The sequence below is a fragment of the Rhizobium herbae genome (genome assembly GCF_017873135.1).
Classification (GTDB): Bacteria; Pseudomonadota; Alphaproteobacteria; order Rhizobiales; family Rhizobiaceae; genus Pararhizobium; species Pararhizobium herbae.
In genome coordinates, this window is record NZ_JAGGJV010000016.1 from 15,734 (window position 1) to 34,100 (window position 18,367).

Here is an 18,367-nt window from a genome sequence, read left to right on the forward strand (position 1 = left end):
CCACTTCTTCAGCGGCAGCCTGTCATTTTCGGACTGCACTCAGCAGCCGGAGCAGCTATGCGATCGCTGCTTGCCTGTCGACACACATGTCGCGGAGCGCCTCGGCGACAAACAACACTTCATCGTCGGTCATCTGCGCAAACAACGGCAGGATGATCGCGCCTTCCTGCGCCGCCTCGCTTCGGTGCAGCTGGCCTACGGCGACGCGATGCGACGCCTTGTCAGCATAGGCGCCCTCGCGGTGGATGTTCATGATGCCGCGCCGGGTGGAGATTCCCCTGTCGAGCAACGCCTGCATGGTGCCCCGCTGGTCGAGCCATGGCGGAAGCTTGACGCAATAGCTCTGCCAGTTGCTGCGTGCCCAGACAGGCTCGATGGGCACGTCGAGCCAGGGAATATCGCGCAACTCCTGACGATACAGTTCGGCCAGATGACGCCGCCTCGACACGAGGGCCGGCAGCCGCGTCAGTTGCACTCGGCCCATGGCAGCCTGGAGGTCGGTCATCCGATAATTATAGCCGAGTTCAGGATATCCCTCATAGATGACCTGCCGCGAGCCATGCCGGACCGTATCAGGAACGCTCATGCCGTGTTGCCGCCAAAGGCGGAACTTGCGGTCGTACTCGGCGTTGGCCGTGGTCAGCATGCCGCCGTCACCGGTGGTGACCACCTTGCGCGGGTGAAATGAGAAACAGGCGATATCCCCGCGCGGCCGGCCGATCTTTTGCCATTGCCCCTCCCAGAGGATCTCGCTTCCCGTTGCACAGGCTGCATCCTCGATGACTGGAATCCCACTGTTGCGGCCGATCTCGACGATCTTTGCCAGATCGCAGGGCATGCCGAGTTGATGCACGCACAGGATCGCTTTCGTTCGCGGCGTGATTTCTGCCAGGATCAGGTCCGGATCGATGTTGAATCCGTCGACTTCGATGTCGACGAACACCGGTATGCCCCCGCAGTATCGGATGGCATTCGCCGTGGCGACGAACGTGTGGCTGACGGTTATCACCTCGTCCCCTGGGCCGACGCCAATAGCCTTCAGTGCCAGATGCAGCGCGGTCGTGCAATTTGACACCGCGCAGGCGTGATCGGCCTCGACGAAAGCGGCGAATTCGTTTTCGAAAGCGGCGACCTCCGGGCCTTGCGTGACCCAGCCGGACAACACGACCCGGCGGACCGCCTCGACCTCCATTTCATCAAGGAGAGGCTTGGCAACCGGAATCTGGGGAAGCGTCGCGGTCATGCGGCTCTCCCCCCGGCCTCGAGCACCCTCTCCTGGCGCCACCAGTCGACGAGATCGCGAAGGCCGTCCTCAAGGCTCACCTGCGCCTTGAAGCCCAGGAGACGTTCGGCCTTGCTCGTGTCGGCCAGCCGGCGCGTCACGGCGTTCACCTTGCGTGCCTCCTGATGCTGCGGCTCCAGCGACGAGTTCATGACACCGGTCAAAAGCTGTGCAAGTTCCAGAAGACTGGTCTCGGTACCGCTGGCGACGTTGAAGACCTCGTCCGTCACGTCGGCTTTCGCGGCAAGCATGTTTGCCCGCGCGATATCGCGAATGTGGACGAAATCCATGGTCTGGCTGCCGTCACCGTTGATGATTGGCGGCAGGCCACCGGCTATCCGTTCCATCCAGCGGATAAGCACTTCGGTATAGGCGCCGTAAACGTCCATGCGCGGACCGTAGACGTTGAAGTAGCGCAGGCCGACATACTTCAAGTCGTACATTTCGGCAAAGCTGCGGAGCAATCCTTCATTGAAGGCCTTCGCGGCGCCGTAGATCGTCCGGTTGTTGTACGGATGATGCTCTTCGGTTGTCGGAAAACTGTCGGCGAGCCCGAGAACGGACGCCGAGGATGCGGCGATTACCTTTTCCACCTTGGCTTTAACGGCCGCTTCGAGAACATTGAATGTTCCGCCTGCCAGAACGTCGAACGCAAGACGAGGCTCCTCGGCGCATTGCGTGATCCGGATCGCCGCCTGGTGGAAGACGATGTCGACACCGTCGAAGTGCTTCGCAAGCAAGGCACGGTCGCGAATGTCTCCCTCGATGATGGTCAGCGGAAAGGTAGCCGACGCCTGCGCGAGATTTTCCCGTCGACCACGCACGAAATTGTCAAGGATCAGGATTTCGCGCGGTTGCTCGAGAGCAACGAGATCGGCGATGTGCGATCCAACGAGACCGGCGCCGCCAGTAATCAGTATCCGCTTGTCTTTCATAATACTCCCCCAAAGTTCAGGATGTGACCGACGTCGTATCGGTATCGCTTCGCCAGCGCAGGAATTTCGCCGGGACCCCCGCGACCACCGAGAATGGAGCGACATCGGAAACGACAACCGCCCCCGCGCCGACGATCGCGCCCTTGCCGATCGTCACGCCGGGAAGGATCGTCGCATTCGTTCCGATATCCGCCCACGCGCCTATGCGGACGGGCTTGATTTCGAGATCCGTGCGGATGATGGGTACGTCGATCGGAATGGCCGTATGGCTGGAGCCAAGAATCTTGGCGCCAGGCCCCCAGCCGACGCATTCCTCGATCACCAGGTCGCGCGCGTCCATGTAGGCTTGCGGACCGATCCAGACATTGTCGCCGATCACGCATGTTCCATCGTACCGGCCCTGAATGTAGGCCTGCGCGCCGATGAAAACGCCGCTGCCGATCTCGAATGTTTCGGGATGTTTGAAGCCGGCGGCGCTACCGATTTGGAGGCCGGCCCCGCAGCGGCGCGTGGCGGCTTGCCAGATCACCTTGCGCATCAACGCATCGACATATCCGTCACCGGAGGAAAAGCGGCCATAAAGCTCGATGAGGCCAGCGGCACCGTACGAGCGTTTGAGTTCGGCGCAGAGTTCACGCTGGAAGTCCGGATCTTCCGGGATTTCACGGCGGCCGTGAACCGCTTGAACGATCCGTGCAATGGAGGTGATATCAGCTGACATAGGCGTCGTGCTCCATGGCTGCCACCACCTGTTCGACCTGCCTTGCCGTCATTTCGGGATAGATCGGCAGCGAAAGAACCGTGCGGGCGGCGGCCTCCGATACCGGAAAGTCGCCCGGCCGGTATCCAAGGTCTTCATGCGCCTTCTGAAGGTGCACCGGGACTGGGTAATGCAGACCTGACTGGATGCCCTCGGCTTCCAAAGCGCGGTGGAGAGCGTCCCTGTCCCGGCAGCGGACGGCATAGACATGATAGACGTGCCGACGATAGGCAACTTCGACGGGCGTCTCCACGGTGTCGAGGTTGGAAAGCAGCGACGAATAGCGCATCGCGTGGGTGCGGCGCGCGGCGGTCCAGACGTCCAGATACCGCAGCTTTACGCGCAGGATTGCACCCTGAATGCCATCCATACGGTAGTTGAACCCTTTCAGCACATGATGGTAGCGCCGTTCCTGTCCCCAGTCGCGCAGCATCCGCATGGTCTTGGCATGTGCATCATTGTTGGTGACAACGATACCGCCCTCGCCGCAGGCACCGAGGTTCTTGCCCGGATAGAAGCTGAAGCAACCGGAAACACCGATGCTGCCCGCGCGGCGACCCTTGTACTCGGCGCCATGGGCCTGGCAGGCATCTTCGATGACAGGAATGCCATGGCGGCCGGCAGTCGCCATGATCGCGTCCATGTCGGCCATCTGTCCGTAGAGGTGGACCGGCATGATCGCCTTGGTGCGCGGCGTGATCGCTGCCTCGAGTTTGGCCGGGTCCATGGTCAGCGTGACCGGTTCGACATCGACGAAAACCGGAACCGCGCCGGCGTAGCAGATCGCCGATACAGTCGCGACAAAGGTGAATGGAACGGTAATGACTTCATCGCCCGGGCCTACGCCTGCGGCGAGCAGCGACAGATGAAGCGCACTTGTTCCAGTGTTGACGGCGACGGCATGTTTCGCGTCGCAGTAAGCCGCAAACTCCTCTTCAAATTGGGCAACTTCAGGACCCAGCACATATTGTGCCGACGCGAGCACGCCAAGAACTGCGGCATCGATCTCGTTCTTGAGCGATGCATATTGAGCTTTCAGGTCAAGGAAGGGGATCATGCAATTCGCCTCGCCTGTTCCAGCTCGACGACGCGGCCGCGCTGCGCCAGAGACTGGGTTGCCGCTTCAAGAATGCGAACAACGCGCAAACCGGCGTGGCCATCGACGATGGGCTGCTGGTTTTTTTCAACGCACTCGACGAACTGGCTGAGCTCGCGCCCCAAGGCCTCGGTCATATCCAGCTGCGGAGCGTGCATGTCGCCGGTGCGGTAGCCGACCAGCATCTGATAGACTTTCTCGCCATTGCGCTGCGGATTGCCGTTCAGCGTGATGCCCTTGTCGTAGATCTTGATCTTTTCGCTGGGCTCCAGGTCGTCATAGACGATCATCTTGTTGCTGCCGCCGATCAGCGTGCGGCGCACCTTGACGGGCGCGAGCCAGTTGACATGGATATGAGCGATCAGCTTGCTTTCGAAAAAGAGATTGAGATAGGCAATGTTCTCCGGCTCGCCGGCGACATGGCTCATGCCGGTCGCGGAAACAGCCACGGGCTTTTCCTGCAGCACATAGTCCATGATGGAGAGATCGTGGACGGCAAGATCCCAGATGACGCTGACATCATGCTGGAACAGGCCCAGATTGACCCTGACGGAGTCGTAGTAATACATGTCGCCAAGCCCGTTTTCGACGATTTCGCGCATCTTGCGGACCGCGCCGGTATGCACGAACGTATGGTCGACGGCGAGGATCAGGCGCCGGCGGGCGGCTTCATCGACCATGCGGCGCGCTTCATCGACGGTCGAGGCCATCGGCTTTTCGACGAAGACATGCTTGCCGGCCATCATTGCCTTCATTGCAAGTTTGAAATGGGTCGAAACCGGAGTGGCGATCGCAATCGCATCGACACGGGGATCGCGCAGGACCTCCTCGAAATCGCTCGTGATTTCCACGGCTGGATAGCGCGCCTTGACCGTCGTCAACCGTTCCGGCATCAGATCGCAGACATACAGAAGGCGCGCGCCGGGAACTTCGGCTATGTTTCTGACAAGGTTTGGTCCCCAATAACCGTAACCGATCACCGCTATACCGATCATCATACTCTCCTGAACAAAGGGACGCTGGCCGGCGCATCCTGCGCACGACCGACAATTTTGGCGGGAACACCTGCAACGATTGCCCAGTCGGGCACGTCTTTCGTCACCACGGCTCCGGCACCGACGATGGCATTCACGCCGATCGTCACCCCCGGAAGGACCGTGGCATTGCTGCCGATTGCGGCATGGCGCTTGACCAGGGTGGGAACGACCTCCCACTCTCCGTCGGACACGAGTTCTCCATCAGGATTGACGGCGCGCGGATATGGGTCGTTGGTGAACATGACGCCGTGGCCGATGAAGACGCCGTCTTCGATCGTGACGCCTTCGCAGATAAAGGAGTGACTGGAGACCTTGCAGTTTCGGCCTATGACGGCGTTTTTCTGGATTTCCACGAAAGTTCCGATGCGGGAGCCAGACCCCACTTTGCATCCGTAAAGATTGACCAGATCGGGGTGATGGATCACCACCCCCTCGTCCAAGGTAACACTCGATGCGATCATGCCGCGAAGACCCCAAATCCCCGATTGACGCTGAATTCAAATGGGCTCGATGCGGCGATTTCTCTCGCTAAAACATCGTCGATTGCCGCGCTGTTTTTGAATTCTTCCGCATTCAGAAGAGTTCCTTTCGATCAACGAGTAAAGGAAACAAAATGCGGTAATTCGCACATCGAAAGGCGTAGCTGCGCGGGGGACATCGATGCCCTCTACGGCGGATGCTGGCTGCCTTCCACGCCGCCTCATATGCACTTCAATCAAAGGGAGAGGTTGCTGGATCATACCATCCACGCAACTCTGACAATAACTCCGTGCGTGCTCTCCCAGGGCCCTCAGCGAAATTGGTCGGCATGGAGAGGCCCAGAGGCAGAGGGAAACGATGCGTCTTCTTGTATACCCGCATGACCTTTCGATCGGCGGCAGTCAGATCAACGCCATCGATCTCGCAGCCGGGGCAGCAGCGTCAGGTCATGAGGTGATCGTCTATGGCATCCCAGGCCCGCTTGTCGAATACGTCGCCGAACGCAAACTGCGGTTCATTCCGGCCCGGCCTCTCCCCTACCGCCCCGCGCCGTCTCGGATCGCGCAAATCGCCACCATTGCCCGTCAAAACCGCATCGACCTTATCCACGCATACGAGTGGCCCAGCTGTCTCGACGCCTATTACGGTGCCTCGCTTTTCCTCAACGTGCCGTTGCTCTGCACGGTATTGAGCATGGACGTGATGCCTTACGTTCCCGCGTCCGTGCCGCTGATCATGGGAACGGAAGATCTCGGTGCGCAAGCGCGCAAGGTCCAGCGGAGCGACGTCTGGGTGATAGAGCCGCCCATCGATGTCGAACGGGACAATCCAAACATTGACGGAAGCGAGTTTCGCCGCAGGCACAGCGTGTCAGCGAAGGACTTTCTCATCGTCAGTGTTTCGCGTCTCGCACTCGACCTCAAGCTTGATGCCCTGGTAAGGGCCATTGATGCCGTCGACCTCCTTGCCGGCTCGCATCCGCTGAAACTTGTCCTGGTCGGCGACGGCCCTGCCCGCGAGGCATTGGAAACGCGGGCAAAGGCAGTCAATCTCCGGCACGGGCGCGACGTCGTCCTTCTTCCGGGGGCGGAAATGGATCCAAGGGCAGCCTATGCGGCCGCCGATCTTGTGGTTGGGATGGGAAGTTCAGCGCTGCGCGCCCTGGCGATCGGCCGCCCGCTGATCGTCCAGGGCGAGGAGGCTTTTTCCGAGATATTCGAACCCAGAACATTAGGGCTGTTTTTAAAGCAGGGCTTTTATGGGTTGGGGGACGGATGGCCTGGAGCACAGCGGCTTGCGCGACAGATCGAGGAACTGGTTGTCGATCCCGCCCGCCGGACCGAGCTTCGTGCCTTGGGGCGCGAAGTGGTCACGGAACGTTTCAGCCTTGAACGCGCCATCGATCTGCAACTGGGGATCTACCAGCAAGTTTTGGCCAATCCTCCACGCAGAAGACTGGCCGACGCTGCGCGCTCGGCACGTCTGGCTCTGATGCTGGAATTTGCAAACCATGACCCAACTCGAAAGCAACGGAGAAAGGCCCGAGAGCTGGCGGTCCTTGCCGCCGCGCGCTCGGGTCGCTGGCCGCCGGAAGCTGTGGAATGCGGGCCGTAGGGCAACGCCTCGAAGCCGGCCGTCAAAATCCAGCTCGCCTCACCGTTATGTCGGCAGGAAAGCAGCCGGTCGCTGAGCGCGCCGCTTGAACAATTTGCCGACAAAAATCGAGCCCAACAATTCCATATGAAGCGGATAGTCACCGAGGCCAGCGGCCAGAAACCGCAACGCACTCTTTTTCTTTCCCACATTGTAAAAATACCGGCAGACATCAAGCAGCATCAGGGATCTCTGCTTCTTTCGACTGCGAAGCACGTCCCTGTTTTTTTTCAGGATGCGCAGCACGCCGATGATTTCCTTGCGGCGATTTCTCGAGATGCTGTCGGGCGAGATAAATCCCAGCACGACCGGTTCGATGTCTTCGTAGATCGACGTGTGCCGGGCCAGCCTGATTGCAAAGTCCCAGTCTTCATTGGCCTTGGCGCAAACATCGAACCAGACTGCATCCGGGATGCAGTTCCTGCGAAACAAAGCATTCTGCAGGCTGATCCGGTTCTCGACCAGCAGGCGTCCGAGCTGGTCTTCACCCAGGCGCAGGCAACCGTCGGGGTTTGGCGCATAACCGACACGGCCGGGTCCATAGTGAAGTTGATTGTCGCGCCCATAAACGATTTTTGCGCCGGTGACGGCTCCCACATGGCTGGGGAGCGAGGAGAACCGTGCAAACTGCTTTTGCAGCTTGCCAGGCAACCATATGTCGTCGCTGTCCTGAAAGGCGATGTAGTCGCCTTTGGCATGGCCGAGGCCGGTATTTCGCGCGGCTGCGGCACCGCCGTTTCGCGGGCGCCTTACATAGCGTACGCGGCGATCTTCCACACTGCGCACCACGCTCTCAATGTCTTCCGTGGAAGCATCGTCGACAACGATGAGCTCCAGATCCTTGTGCGACTGGCTGAGCACGCTGTTCATTGCAGCGACAAGTGAGCCGCTCCTGTTATAGGTGGGCAAAATGACCGATATCGTCATCAGAATGAAATTCCCCATATTCAAAGACGTCGTTCGACCGGGAAAGCACCGCCGCAGGGAATTGGGAATTCAACTTTCCTTCCCGAAAGTGACGCAGACATCCAGCCCTTCGTCGGTACGGGACGACACGCCGCGAAACAATTTATCTTTATTCGCTATGGTGGCGCCATCAGGTTAGGCTGGGCTGTGCTTCAGCAGCAGGGCTTCTCCATTTGGTTGACCCAGCATCCGGCGATAGGCAGTCGCCGGCGTCCCGCTGCAGGCCTGGAGCAGGCATAAGGCGTATTCCACCGTTCAAAGCCACGTCTCTGCTCGACCAAGGTCCATGTTCATCTCAGGCGGAGAATCCGACAGGCTGCCGCATGTTCCAAGCTGATCTTCGGAACTGCGGAGAAATATGTGTCGGACCTCCTTGTCATGGCGTGCTCATTGCTTGCGCATAGGAATCGCTCGCGGCAATGGCGGGTAGCGGACCTATCGGTGCGAACAATGCCCCGGTTGCCATGAGGTATTTCATCAAACGTGAATGGCTTGCCATTTGTTGGCTCCTTGCCGCGGTCGAGGCGCCGAGCGGGCCTTGCGCGTTCGCTCGGGGACTGGAAATCTCCAACGAACCAGCCACGAGCAAAAGCGCCGCCGTCACCTATCCGGATGAGAAGACGACGGGCGTTCTCGCCGGCTCAACCCTCACCCCGGCTGCGGCGTTCACGCTTGATGTTGCCGGGGCAACGATTAGCGGCCTGGATTTTCAAGGCACCGTCACGATCACCGCACCCAACGTGACGCTCAGGAATTGCAGGATAACGGCCAAGGGCTGGGCGGCATTGGACATCCGCGCCGACGGTGTCACCCTGGAAAATTGCGAGATCGACGGCCAGGCGGCACCCGGCATTCGGGGGATCAGCGTTTCCGGCAACAACGTCACCATCCGCCGCTGCGACATCCATCACGTGGAAGATGGAATTTATCTCACCGGCTCATCCAGAATAGACATTGAAAACAATTATATACACGATCTGCAATCGCAGTGGGAGGATCCCCATTTTGACGGAATAGCCACGGATGGCGGAACATCCGATGTTCTCATCAGGGGGAATACAGTCATCAACCCCCACCCGCAAACATCATCGATCATGCTCAGCAACTACTTCGGCCCTGTCTCCGGTGTCCGTGTTGAAGGAAATCGGCTGGTCGGCGGCGGGTATACGGTTTACGCCGACGGTCAATTCAATGGTGGCGAAATATCCGATGTATCATTCTCAAACAACAGGATGGGGCGCGGCCACTATGGATACGTGTCCATCGTAGGAAACTCTCCAAAATGGAATGGAAATATCGATGATGTAATTGGAGAAAATATCGATAGATAAAAATATGGTGACGATGCATCCGCGACTTCACCGGTGCAGAGGGCATGAAGGATCTCGCGGCTAGCCGAAACAGAGCCGATCGAGGGTAGTGTCAAGTCATCGAGCCGCGACCAGCTCGCGGATCGCCGCAGGCAGCCCTTGGCCATTCTGGGCGTTGGCAGGCGATGCAGTCATCTGGAAAACGTAAGGAGGTCATTACATAAATGAAGTTTGCCGTTTAAATATAGACGAGAATGAAATCGAACATCACATCGGCACGCAAGGGACCAGCACCAAAACAAGGATAAGACATGACTTTAGCTATTCATGGCTTTCCTACAAATTGGCTGTCTTACACTTTGGAGAAGTCCGCACTCAACCTTTTTGGTATGATTTCGCTACGCTTTCCGCCACAGCGCCAGCTCCTCGGAGCTCGTAAAGTCAATCTCCGCAGGTTACAAACCGCAAATTTGGGCGTACAATCCCCCAAGAAAGTAGGGGTATTAATACTTGGTGGAGGTTGCGTACCTCAAATTGACGAGCGGGCCTTTCCGATCAAAGAAACCAAATAGTTTGCGAATTCATTCGAATGCTATGCAACGCCACCAGTATCGTGTAATAAAAGAATATACGCATATAATTTGGAATTTATTAAGCATGTATAAATCAGGTTAATATCCTGAGAAGTAAGAGAATGGGGCTAGCGCATGCATTTTTTTGATACCCGTAGTTGCGTTCGGGTAAGTCGCATGTGCGTTTTGGGAGTAACCACCTATGAATTCGCTAACAATGACGAATGGGAAAGACATCTCGAATAATCTCTTTCATTCCATGGCAACCGATCCCTTTCACACTGAAAACGATAGAAACCCTGGTGAGCTTCCGCGAGGACGTTCGCTTTTAATCATTGACGATCGAGCGCTTGACCGCCAATGCCTTGCTTATTGCATCTCTGCTCACAAGATGGATATGGATGTTCTCGCATTCGGATCGATGGATGAATGGGAGCGCAAGCGTCACGACTACCCGCCGCTGGCTGCCATCCTGCTGAATGTCGGTGGCAAAAAAATTGCCGAGCCAGCCGTAGCTGAGGAAATCAAGAGGCTTTCTTCCACATTGGAAGCTCCGATCATCGTACTCGCCGATACGGACGACCTTCCGCAGATAATGAAGGCACTCGAATGCGGGGCAAAGGGCTATATTCCATCTTCAGTCAGCATTGATGTCTGTATTGAAGCGATAGCCCTTTCAATGGCAGGCGGCATCTTCGTGCCGGCCAGCAGCGTGTTTGCAATGCGCCAGGCGCTTGAGTCGGGAAATCCCGCTGCGCGCCCCTTGGCCGGCATGTTCACGGAACGGCAGGCTGAAGTGGTGGAGGCGCTCAGGCGCGGGAAAGCCAACAAGATCATCGCCTACGAACTCAATTTGCGGGAGAGCACCGTAAAGGTCCACATCCGCAACATCATGAAGAAGGTGAAGGCCACCAACAGGACTGAGGTGGCATACAAGATCAAAGATCTCTTCCCGCTTGCTTCGACTTCGTCGACTGACGGAATGAAGGGAAGCGAACACTAACGGATAGTTGTCGATGTAGAATGCCGAGAATTCCAATGCGACTGTTTGTACATTAGACTGCTCGAAACAATATCGTTCCCCAGTCATGGGGTCATCAAGTCGGCAAGCGCCAGATAGTCTGGCGCTTGCTTTTTTCGTTCTGTACCCCCGCCTCAAAGACCTGTGCCTCTCAGGACCACCATGGGTGTCTGCAACAGAATCCACAAATCGGCACTGAAGCACATCATGCCGGAGTAGCGTGTATCGTGCAGCGCGCGTTCGACAAAAGTGCAGCCATTGCGCTCGCTAATCTGCCAAAGCCCCGTCAGGCCAGGACGCATATCGAAGTAGGCTGTCCCGGGATAGTGCTGCCGCTGCTCTGGAAGCATCGGACGCGGACCGACGAGGCTCATGTCTCCAACGAGCACGTTCAGCAATTGCGGAAGTTCGTCGATGGAATATTTGCGCAGATACCTGCCCAGCCTTGTAATGCGGGGATCGTTTCTCAGCTTCTGCTGGGTCTCCCACTCGACCCTAGCCAGGGGATCGGCAGCCAGATACTCCTGCAGCTTCCTTTCTGCATCGGGGGCCATGGTTCGAAGCTTCCATAGATTAAATATCTCCCCCCTTTTCCCAACTCTTGGCTGCGAGAAAAAAGCCTGCCCGCCATCGATCCAGATCAGGACAGCAGCTGCTGCCACGATCGCCAGTGCGAATGGCGCAACCAGCAATGTCACCGCGACGTCAAAGCAGCGTTTGGTCGCAAAATACAGGGATCTTGATTTGATCGCCCTGTGAGCCGGCGGGTTGTGAGTGATAAACCTCGAAGGATATCGTAGATCGCCTTCCGACATGACGCCTCCAAAATGGTCATTTCTAAGAAAGCGGCGACGGGGGCGTGCAAATATAAAATATAAATTTGCGCGAAGAGGATTATTTACTTCCTCATGTTTTTTAGGATTGCCCCTGTGACCGCGATTAATTTGATATTAACCATACGAGGGGAAATCACAATAAATCGAATATAAACAATTCGATGTAGGCCATGACGACCAGCAGGACGAGTCGTATTTTTATGGATTGAGCCCCCTCCAAAACAAATCGGATCGCGGCTATATTATTGAAGGAAAAGGAAGGGATTTGGAGAGATTTACTGAAATATGATCAGTGAATTCATATTTTTACTTCACCGAAAGGCCATGACCTCAACGCATAACGCCATGTTGCTTTAAAATTGCAGATTGGGGCGGAATGCACCGACGATGATCGCCGTCCGTGACGGCCCGCCGAACATGATCTGCAGGAAGCACGAGCTCCTACGCCCTGGGCCCGGATCAGGATGCGTCGCGATTCCAGCTTTCGACAAATCGACGCGCGTCGCCATGAAGCGCCAGATCGAACATCCGACGGCCTCTGTGGAGCCGAATGCGGGTTAGGCAAGCCAGCGCGAGAACACGATTTCGGGCGCCTGAGACACGATCCGTCGTGAAAATCTTGAAACTTTCGGCCAATGGTGAGCCAACAACAACCAACCCACCGACAAGCCATCGCAGCATTGCCGCGGGACGGCCGACGACTTTGCGGAATTCATGAGCCACGTGCCGGTCCCATCGGCGCGCAAGATCCGCAAAGGATTTGCAGGAGGGTGTAAGCACTCTTGCTTCGGGCAGAAAGGCAATTCGATGCCCCCTTGCCGTCGCCCGCTGGCCCCACTCCGTGTCCTCCATCGTCGCAATTCCGCCGAAAGGACCAACAGAGTGAAAAACCTGCTTTCTCACTGCCATATTTCCCGTGGCAGCAAACCCATAGCGTTCGACATAAGCGCGGGCGCGATAGCTGTAGATGCTCTCATAGGATTCGATCGCACTTGGATGTCGGGGGTCGGTAATCAAAATTCCAATGTCGCCGCCGACAAGGTCGATATCCGGGGTTCTTGCCATCAGGCCGACGATCGACCGAACCCATCCAGGCTGCGCGATGCAATCGCAATCGATGAATGCCAGCAAGTCCGCCCGGGCCATACTGGCACCCAGATTACGTGCCGGCCCTGGACCAGGTATAGTCTCGCGCACCAGCCGGACATCCGGAATGCCTGAGCATGCCGCTTCGGGCATCTCACGCGAGCCATTATCTACCACGATGATCTCGAACGGAATGCCGTCCGCGCGCTGCGCGTCCAGGGCAAGAAGGCAGCGACGCAGATCGTCTGGCTCGTTGAGGTGCGGAATGATCACGCTGAGCTGCCAGGGAGGATTCATCTGTCTGTCCTAGTGGATCGAAGTGGTGTTGCGATGCCGTTGGTGTGCGTCCCAAAGGCAACCATTGACCATTCCACCGTGGTGGATCGGGTCTTGTTCTTTCCACAACATGAACGGATCGCCCGAGCTTAGGAAGATGATTGAGTCCTCGCCTTCCGTTGAAGCCAGGTAAGGCCTTGCTAAACAACTTGGGGAGGTTTGGCGCGGCGCTCGAACACCGAATACGCCTTTCGATGGATTGCAAGCTAGCGATCACGCACTTTGGCCTATCCGGCGCAACATCGGGCATGTTTTCAAAAAGCATCATCAGCCCGCAGCGCACAGCGTTGCAGACTGTAAGCGATTACGCGAAGTTAAACATCGCTAAGGCATCGGACGAGCTACCACGCCCGAATGTACTAGATCAGCAGACCACCCTGCTCTTCTCACCTTACATTGACTATCTATGCCGCGATTCCGAACCACTGAACAATGATTTTGGCCACGATGCCAATCCGGTTCAGAAGTTGGGTGTCTGCGTAATGGGCAACATAGACTTGGGCTTCTATCTTTCTATCCTGCGGCGCAGGTTGCCATATCTGTTGGCGATTGCCGTCATGACATTGCTGTCCGCAATCGCGGCGGCGCGCGTTATCCCCTCGGTATACAGCTCAAGCGCCAAAATTTTGATCGAAGCGCCACAGATTCCGGTTGAGCTTGCCCGTTCGACCGTCCCTCTGGGTGCCGTCGAACAGCTCCAGATTCTTCAGCAGCAAATCACCACACGGGACGATCTCCTTGCTCTGGCAAAGAAGCTTAAGGTCTATGACGAGACCAAAATGAAGCGCTATGGCGAAGACGCCGTGAAGGACATGCGGTCCCGCATAAAGTTCGAGCAATTGCAGTTTGATACACAGGGCCGCGATCAGGGGGCGACGGTCTTCAGCGTATCCTTCCTGGCAGGCAAGCCGGATATGGCCGCCAAAGTAGCAAATGAGCTCGCGGCGATGATTCTGGGAAGGAACCAGCGCCAGCGGACTGATCGTGCGGGAAGCACACTGCAATTCTTCAATCAGGAGGTCGCAAGACTGTCCTCCGATCTGAACCGGCTTGAAGCCGATATCCTCAAATTCAAGACCGGAAACAGAGACACTCTTCCAGAAAGCCTTGATTTTCGTCGCAGCCAGCAAAGCCGTCTGCAGGAGAGGTTGATTTCGCTTGAACGCGAGGAGTCCGATCTCCACACCAAACGCGGCAGTCTGATCGCGACCTATACGAACGCCGGACAGCTCGAGGGGGCCGTTTCACTCACGCCGGAGCAACAGATCCTCGCGGATCTCAACCGCGCATTGGCCGAGCAACTCGCGATCTTTTCTGAAGCCAGCCCCAACATTACAGCGCTTCGCTCCAGAATCGCATCGCTCCAGAACAACCTGCTGTCGAGTCCGCCAGAGAAATCCAAGAACGAGAACGGCCCCCCGGGGGAGCGGAGCGCACCTTTCGGGCTCAATCTGCAGCTGTCGGATATCGATAATCGCCTTCAGGCCGTGGCGGTGGAGAAGACTTCCGTAGCACAGCGCATTGAGGATCTGACCCGGTCGATAGCTGGCACACCAGCCAGCGAAACCGTCCTGAATTCCCTTGAGCGAAACCGCCAGAACATCCAAGTGCAGTACAATGCCGCCATCGCAAGGCGCGCGGAAGCATTGACCGGCGAACAGATAGAAAGGCGGTCGGATGGCGGTCGGTTTTCGCTTCTGGAAGCCGCAACGCCGCCCGTCAGCGCGATCAGCCCCAAACGTACCCGCATAGTCGGTCTTGGCGCCTTTGCAGGAGTGGGGTTGGGACTAGCCTTCGTCGTGTTGCTGGAAGTGCTCAACAAGACGATCCGCCGCCCCGTCGAGCTGGCACGATTGCTGCAATCGCAACCGTTGGCCACGATTCCGAACATCGGAACGTCAGACAAGGTTCGCTTCACAAACCCCAAGCGTCGTATGGCGGCAATGCTTGCCGCCGGGCTGGTGCCGATCTCGTTCATTGGGGGCGGGGAAACCTCCGTACTGCTGCCTTCCCTCATTCAAGGCGTGATCCCCGGTATCGGCCAGGTGGCGGCAATGCCGAATTTCTCTGCGTCAACAGCAACAGTTCGTCAGGATCAGAGTTTCAATCATGGATCAAATTAGGGCATCCCTACAGGACAGTCTGAGATTGCAAAGCAGTGATCAGCTGGCGGAGCAGGCAATGCAGGCATGCACACGGCTCGGATTTGAGATCGCCTGGGGGAATTTGCCCCCACTGGATCTCGCCCCTGATAAAATCATTGAAAATCGTATCGTCACGATAGACCGGTCTGACCCTGCTCATGTCCCATTCGACATGATGCGGACAAGGGTCCTGCAGAGTCTGCGCCAGAACAACTGGACCTCCATTGCGATAACCTCCCCGACAGCATCCTGCGGAAAATCGCTTGTCGCTCTCAACCTGGCATTCAGTCTGGCGCACCAGCAGGACTGCCGCACGCTGTTGGTCGATCTCAATCTGAAACAACCGCGAATTGGCGAGATGCTTGGCGTCAATGCTCCTGCCTCCATGCAGGACTTCCTGAAGGGTGACGCGCCGATACACGATGTTTTCCTGCGATACGGCGACAACCTGGCGGTGGGCACAAACCATCAGCCGGTGCAGTTTTCAGCGGAATTGCTGCAGAGCCTGGAAACGGCAAGGGTATTGGAGGACCTGCGGTTGAGGATGGGGCCAGACGTTATTCTGTTCGACATGCCTCCGATGCTCTCCCACGACGACGTGACGGCATTCCTGCCAAATGTCGACTGCGCGATCCTGGTCGCCGCGGCGGAACACAGCACCTTCGAAGACGTGGATAACTGTGAGCGGTACCTGTCAGAGCGAACAAACATGCTCGGGGTCGTTTTGAACAAATGTCGATACTGCACTGATTACTGATGCGCCGAAATTGATGCCGCAAAAACAATCTGCTGCCTGCCCGCTCATACATAAACGCAACGCTGGATCAAAAGGAAATTGCCATGCGCAAGTTGCTAGTTGTCTATGGCACACGCCCTGAAGCGATCAAGATGGCCCCCCTGGTCCATGCGCTCGCTCGCTCACGCCATTGCACGCCTGTCGTCGCCGTAACCGGTCAACACCGTGAAATGCTCGATCAGGTCAATCTGTTGTTCAGAATCCAACCCGACCATGATCTCAATATCATCACCCAATCGCAAACCCTGGAAAATGTCACCGCCCGCGTCCTCGCCGGTGTCTCCAGCGTCATCGACGCTGAAAGCCCTGATGCGCTTGTGGTCCAAGGCGACACGACGACCTGTTTTGCCGCGGCTTTGGCCGCCTTCTACCGAAGGATTCCGCTTATCCACCTTGAGGCGGGACTGAGAACGGGCGAGCGCAACAACCCCTTTCCGGAGGAGATAAACCGTCGCCTGACCACCCAGCTTGCCGCCCTGCATCTGGCGCCTACTCTGACCTCGAAATCCAATCTCTTGAAAGACGGCGTGGCTGAAAGCGATATTGTCGTCACGGGCAATACCGTCATTGATGCCTTGCTGCATGTATCAGGCCGCAACACTGTGACCGAAAATCAGGATCTTCACCGGATCATGGGCAGGAGAAGCGTTTTGGTGACCGCACACCGGCGCGAATCCTGGGGCGAGCCGATGGCGCAGACCGCTCGTGCCATTGCACGGCTTGCCCGGAAATTTCCCGAAATTGTCTTTCTGCTTCCAGCCCATCTCAATCCGGCGGTCCGCGACGTTCTGCTCCCCCCGCTTGCTGGGCTCGAAAATGTAGTAATTACGCAACCGCTCGATTATGGCGACTTCGTCAAGGCCATGCGCGACTGCTCGATCGTGCTGACCGATAGCGGCGGCGTGCAGGAGGAGGCCCCCACTTTTGGCAAGCCGGTCCTCGTCATGCGCGAAACGACGGAACGTCCCGAAGCCGTCGCGGCCGGCACCGTGCGGCTCGTCGGGACGAATGAGGATCGTATCGTCAGCGAAGTGACGGAACTGCTGACGGACCGGCGCGCGTACCAGGAAATGGCGCACGCCGTGAACCCCTACGGAGATGGACAAGCCGCGATGCGGTCAGTCCAGGCTATCGAGCATTTTTTCGCGCTCGGCGACAGGCCAATTGAGTTCGACGCGGGGCTGAGTCCCCCCCAGGAGCCATCGGCATCCCGCCCGGAACGCGTGGTAAGCGGTTTTGCCGCCTAGGCAGAAACGGTTCCTCAACCTTTGCCGGGTCGGGGCGACGGGGACAACGGTTACCTCTCGTTCCAACGCGACCTGCAGCCGATAGCCAACGGCCCCTCTCCATGTGGAGAGGAGCCAAATGCCTACGTTATGAAATGAAAGCAGGGTCCCCGTCCCCGCGCTTCGAATTCTATTAAATTAGACCATGCTCACAAGTAACATTTTTTGACACAGGGCAGCCTGCCCGTTACCGCAATTTCCCCAAGAGAGAGCTATGAATAATTCTCCACGCCGGTTCGTCACAATATCAGCCCCTCGCGGGGTCAGAGGCCGCCGTTCGATCGATCGCGGGGCTGCGAGCGCGGCGGCCTCGCATTTTGAGATGCCCGGGGGATAGGGAACTACGCCTTAAAGGTAAGCGCGATTTGGAAGAGTTTCATTCTAATATTCGCGGCAAAACGTTTGAACAACCATTCATTGAGAAGGTCCTCGCCGTGAACGAAAGCGACATGTCGAAATGGGAGGTCGACGTCGAAAACAAGCTGAAGGCATACACCCTCTTGGAATGGGGCGTAGCCGTCGGCGAGCCTTATCATGTCGTTCTGCGGATTGGATACGCTGCTTCCAAGTCGGAATGGGACGCATACAAGGACACGGATCACTCGCCGCACCAGTTTCAAACGGCCATGTCGCCGACCGCGGCCAAGGAGCTGGGCGCTCTTCTAATCCTTTACGCAAAAGAAATAGAAAACCACGTTCCCTCGAAGGACGAACAGAATTGACACCAGCCGAGGCGAGGCTGACAGGTTGAATTCGAGTGGCACGATGCAT

Annotated in this window: 17 protein-coding genes; 8 read left to right on the forward strand and 9 right to left on the reverse strand. The window is 57.3% G+C overall.

Translation table 11 applies throughout. From position 1 onward, the window contains the following. Positions 1-55: 55 nt before the first annotated feature. Genes J2Z75_RS28725 through J2Z75_RS28750 form a run of 6 tightly spaced genes read right to left on the reverse strand, consistent with a single transcriptional unit; the run spans position 56 to position 5,571 of the window. A complete protein-coding gene (locus J2Z75_RS28725; RefSeq protein ID WP_209857345.1) occupies positions 56-1,243 on the reverse strand; it encodes a DegT/DnrJ/EryC1/StrS family aminotransferase in 1,188 nt (395 codons plus the stop codon). Then, complete coding sequence (locus tag J2Z75_RS28730; RefSeq protein ID WP_209857346.1) at positions 1,240-2,217, reverse strand: NAD-dependent epimerase/dehydratase family protein; 978 nt, start codon at positions 2,215-2,217, stop codon at positions 1,240-1,242. The genes J2Z75_RS28725 and J2Z75_RS28730 overlap by 4 nt, the downstream gene beginning before the upstream one ends. Positions 2,218-2,233: 16 nt before the next feature. Continuing rightward, on the reverse strand, positions 2,234-2,938 hold the full coding sequence (locus tag J2Z75_RS28735; protein WP_209857347.1) for an acyltransferase: 705 nt from the start codon (positions 2,936-2,938) through the stop codon (positions 2,234-2,236). Beyond that, the gene (locus J2Z75_RS28740) at positions 2,928-4,034 is read right to left on the reverse strand and encodes a DegT/DnrJ/EryC1/StrS family aminotransferase (protein WP_209857348.1); all 1,107 of its coding nucleotides are present in this window, start codon (positions 4,032-4,034) and stop codon (positions 2,928-2,930) included. The genes J2Z75_RS28735 and J2Z75_RS28740 overlap by 11 nt, the downstream gene beginning before the upstream one ends. Beyond that, positions 4,031-5,068, reverse strand: coding sequence for a Gfo/Idh/MocA family protein (locus tag J2Z75_RS28745; protein ID WP_209857349.1), 1,038 nt, complete (start codon positions 5,066-5,068; stop codon positions 4,031-4,033). The genes J2Z75_RS28740 and J2Z75_RS28745 overlap by 4 nt, the downstream gene beginning before the upstream one ends. Further along, positions 5,068-5,571 carry an acyltransferase gene (locus tag J2Z75_RS28750; RefSeq protein ID WP_209857350.1) on the reverse strand — a complete coding sequence of 168 codons (504 nt, stop codon included), beginning with the start codon at positions 5,569-5,571 and terminating at the stop codon, positions 5,068-5,070. Before J2Z75_RS28750 ends, J2Z75_RS28745 begins: the two co-directional genes overlap by 1 nt. A gap of 376 nt (positions 5,572-5,947) precedes the next feature. Here J2Z75_RS28750 and J2Z75_RS28755 point away from each other — a divergent pair, with 376 nt between their 5' ends. After that, on the forward strand, positions 5,948-7,204 hold the full coding sequence (locus J2Z75_RS28755; RefSeq protein ID WP_209857352.1) for a glycosyltransferase family 4 protein: 1,257 nt from the start codon (positions 5,948-5,950) through the stop codon (positions 7,202-7,204). A gap of 45 nt (positions 7,205-7,249) precedes the next feature. On the opposite strand, the gene J2Z75_RS28760 is transcribed toward J2Z75_RS28755, so the two are convergent. Then, the gene (locus J2Z75_RS28760) at positions 7,250-8,170 is read right to left on the reverse strand and encodes a glycosyltransferase family 2 protein (RefSeq protein WP_234937644.1); all 921 of its coding nucleotides are present in this window, start codon (positions 8,168-8,170) and stop codon (positions 7,250-7,252) included. Between the two features lie 458 nt (positions 8,171-8,628). Here J2Z75_RS28760 and J2Z75_RS28765 point away from each other — a divergent pair, with 458 nt between their 5' ends. The 3 genes from J2Z75_RS28765 (at position 8,629) to J2Z75_RS28775 (ending at position 11,094) form a co-directional block, all read left to right on the forward strand. Beyond that, complete coding sequence (locus tag J2Z75_RS28765; protein ID WP_209857356.1) at positions 8,629-9,540, forward strand: right-handed parallel beta-helix repeat-containing protein; 912 nt, start codon at positions 8,629-8,631, stop codon at positions 9,538-9,540. Between the two features lie 290 nt (positions 9,541-9,830). After that, positions 9,831-10,091: a hypothetical protein gene (locus J2Z75_RS28770; RefSeq protein ID WP_209857358.1), complete on the forward strand. Its 261-nt coding sequence runs from the start codon at positions 9,831-9,833 to the stop codon at positions 10,089-10,091. Positions 10,092-10,293: 202 nt separating this feature from the next. Continuing rightward, positions 10,294-11,094 carry a LuxR C-terminal-related transcriptional regulator gene (locus J2Z75_RS28775; protein WP_209857360.1) on the forward strand — a complete coding sequence of 267 codons (801 nt, stop codon included), beginning with the start codon at positions 10,294-10,296 and terminating at the stop codon, positions 11,092-11,094. A gap of 152 nt (positions 11,095-11,246) precedes the next feature. Here the strand turns inward: J2Z75_RS28775 and J2Z75_RS28780 are convergent, their stop codons facing one another. Both J2Z75_RS28780 and J2Z75_RS28785 read right to left on the reverse strand, forming a co-directional pair. Further along, positions 11,247-11,927: a sugar transferase gene (locus tag J2Z75_RS28780; protein ID WP_209857362.1), complete on the reverse strand. Its 681-nt coding sequence runs from the start codon at positions 11,925-11,927 to the stop codon at positions 11,247-11,249. Positions 11,928-12,407: 480 nt separating this feature from the next. Continuing rightward, on the reverse strand, positions 12,408-13,331 hold the full coding sequence (locus J2Z75_RS28785) for a glycosyltransferase (RefSeq protein WP_209857364.1): 924 nt from the start codon (positions 13,329-13,331) through the stop codon (positions 12,408-12,410). 140 nt (positions 13,332-13,471) lie between these two features. Here J2Z75_RS28785 and J2Z75_RS28790 point away from each other — a divergent pair, with 140 nt between their 5' ends. The 4 genes from J2Z75_RS28790 to J2Z75_RS28805 all read left to right on the forward strand — a co-directional run bounded on the left by J2Z75_RS28790 (position 13,472) and on the right by J2Z75_RS28805 (position 18,318). Further along, on the forward strand, positions 13,472-15,493 hold the full coding sequence (locus tag J2Z75_RS28790; protein WP_209857366.1) for a GumC family protein: 2,022 nt from the start codon (positions 13,472-13,474) through the stop codon (positions 15,491-15,493). Further along, positions 15,480-16,271, forward strand: coding sequence for a CpsD/CapB family tyrosine-protein kinase (locus J2Z75_RS28795; RefSeq protein ID WP_209857368.1), 792 nt, complete (start codon positions 15,480-15,482; stop codon positions 16,269-16,271). The genes J2Z75_RS28790 and J2Z75_RS28795 overlap by 14 nt, the downstream gene beginning before the upstream one ends. Positions 16,272-16,354: 83 nt before the next feature. Beyond that, positions 16,355-17,557 (forward strand): non-hydrolyzing UDP-N-acetylglucosamine 2-epimerase, encoded by a 1,203-nt coding sequence (gene wecB / locus J2Z75_RS28800; protein ID WP_209857370.1) that lies wholly within the window; start codon positions 16,355-16,357, stop codon positions 17,555-17,557. A gap of 404 nt (positions 17,558-17,961) precedes the next feature. Further along, positions 17,962-18,318, forward strand: a complete 357-nt coding sequence (locus J2Z75_RS28805) for a hypothetical protein (protein ID WP_209857372.1) — start codon at positions 17,962-17,964, stop codon at positions 18,316-18,318. Positions 18,319-18,367: the final 49 nt, after the last annotated feature.

Excerpts from the sequence above, each read along its gene's own strand:
- J2Z75_RS28735 (WP_209857347.1), bottom strand. The coding sequence starts at position 2,938 with ATGTCAGCTGATATCACCTCCATTGCACGGATCGTTCAAGCGGTTCAC.
- J2Z75_RS28725 (WP_209857345.1), bottom strand. The coding sequence starts at position 1,243 with ATGACCGCGACGCTTCCCCAGATTCCGGTTGCCAAGCCTCTCCTTGAT.
- J2Z75_RS28755 (WP_209857352.1), top strand. The coding sequence starts at position 5,948 with ATGCGTCTTCTTGTATACCCGCATGACCTTTCGATCGGCGGCAGTCAG.
- J2Z75_RS28765 (WP_209857356.1), top strand. The coding sequence starts at position 8,629 with ATGGCGGGTAGCGGACCTATCGGTGCGAACAATGCCCCGGTTGCCATG.
- J2Z75_RS28780 (WP_209857362.1), bottom strand. The coding sequence starts at position 11,927 with ATGTCGGAAGGCGATCTACGATATCCTTCGAGGTTTATCACTCACAAC.
- J2Z75_RS28770 (WP_209857358.1), top strand. The coding sequence starts at position 9,831 with ATGACTTTAGCTATTCATGGCTTTCCTACAAATTGGCTGTCTTACACT.
- J2Z75_RS28745 (WP_209857349.1), bottom strand. The coding sequence starts at position 5,068 with ATGATCGGTATAGCGGTGATCGGTTACGGTTATTGGGGACCAAACCTT.
- wecB (WP_209857370.1), top strand. The coding sequence starts at position 16,355 with ATGCGCAAGTTGCTAGTTGTCTATGGCACACGCCCTGAAGCGATCAAG.
- J2Z75_RS28785 (WP_209857364.1), bottom strand. The coding sequence starts at position 13,331 with ATGAATCCTCCCTGGCAGCTCAGCGTGATCATTCCGCACCTCAACGAG.
- J2Z75_RS28760 (WP_234937644.1), bottom strand. The coding sequence starts at position 8,170 with ATGACGATATCGGTCATTTTGCCCACCTATAACAGGAGCGGCTCACTT.
- J2Z75_RS28775 (WP_209857360.1), top strand. The coding sequence starts at position 10,294 with ATGAATTCGCTAACAATGACGAATGGGAAAGACATCTCGAATAATCTC.
- J2Z75_RS28795 (WP_209857368.1), top strand. The coding sequence starts at position 15,480 with ATGGATCAAATTAGGGCATCCCTACAGGACAGTCTGAGATTGCAAAGC.
- J2Z75_RS28730 (WP_209857346.1), bottom strand. The coding sequence starts at position 2,217 with ATGAAAGACAAGCGGATACTGATTACTGGCGGCGCCGGTCTCGTTGGA.
- J2Z75_RS28750 (WP_209857350.1), bottom strand. The coding sequence starts at position 5,571 with ATGATCGCATCGAGTGTTACCTTGGACGAGGGGGTGGTGATCCATCAC.
- J2Z75_RS28740 (WP_209857348.1), bottom strand. The coding sequence starts at position 4,034 with ATGATCCCCTTCCTTGACCTGAAAGCTCAATATGCATCGCTCAAGAAC.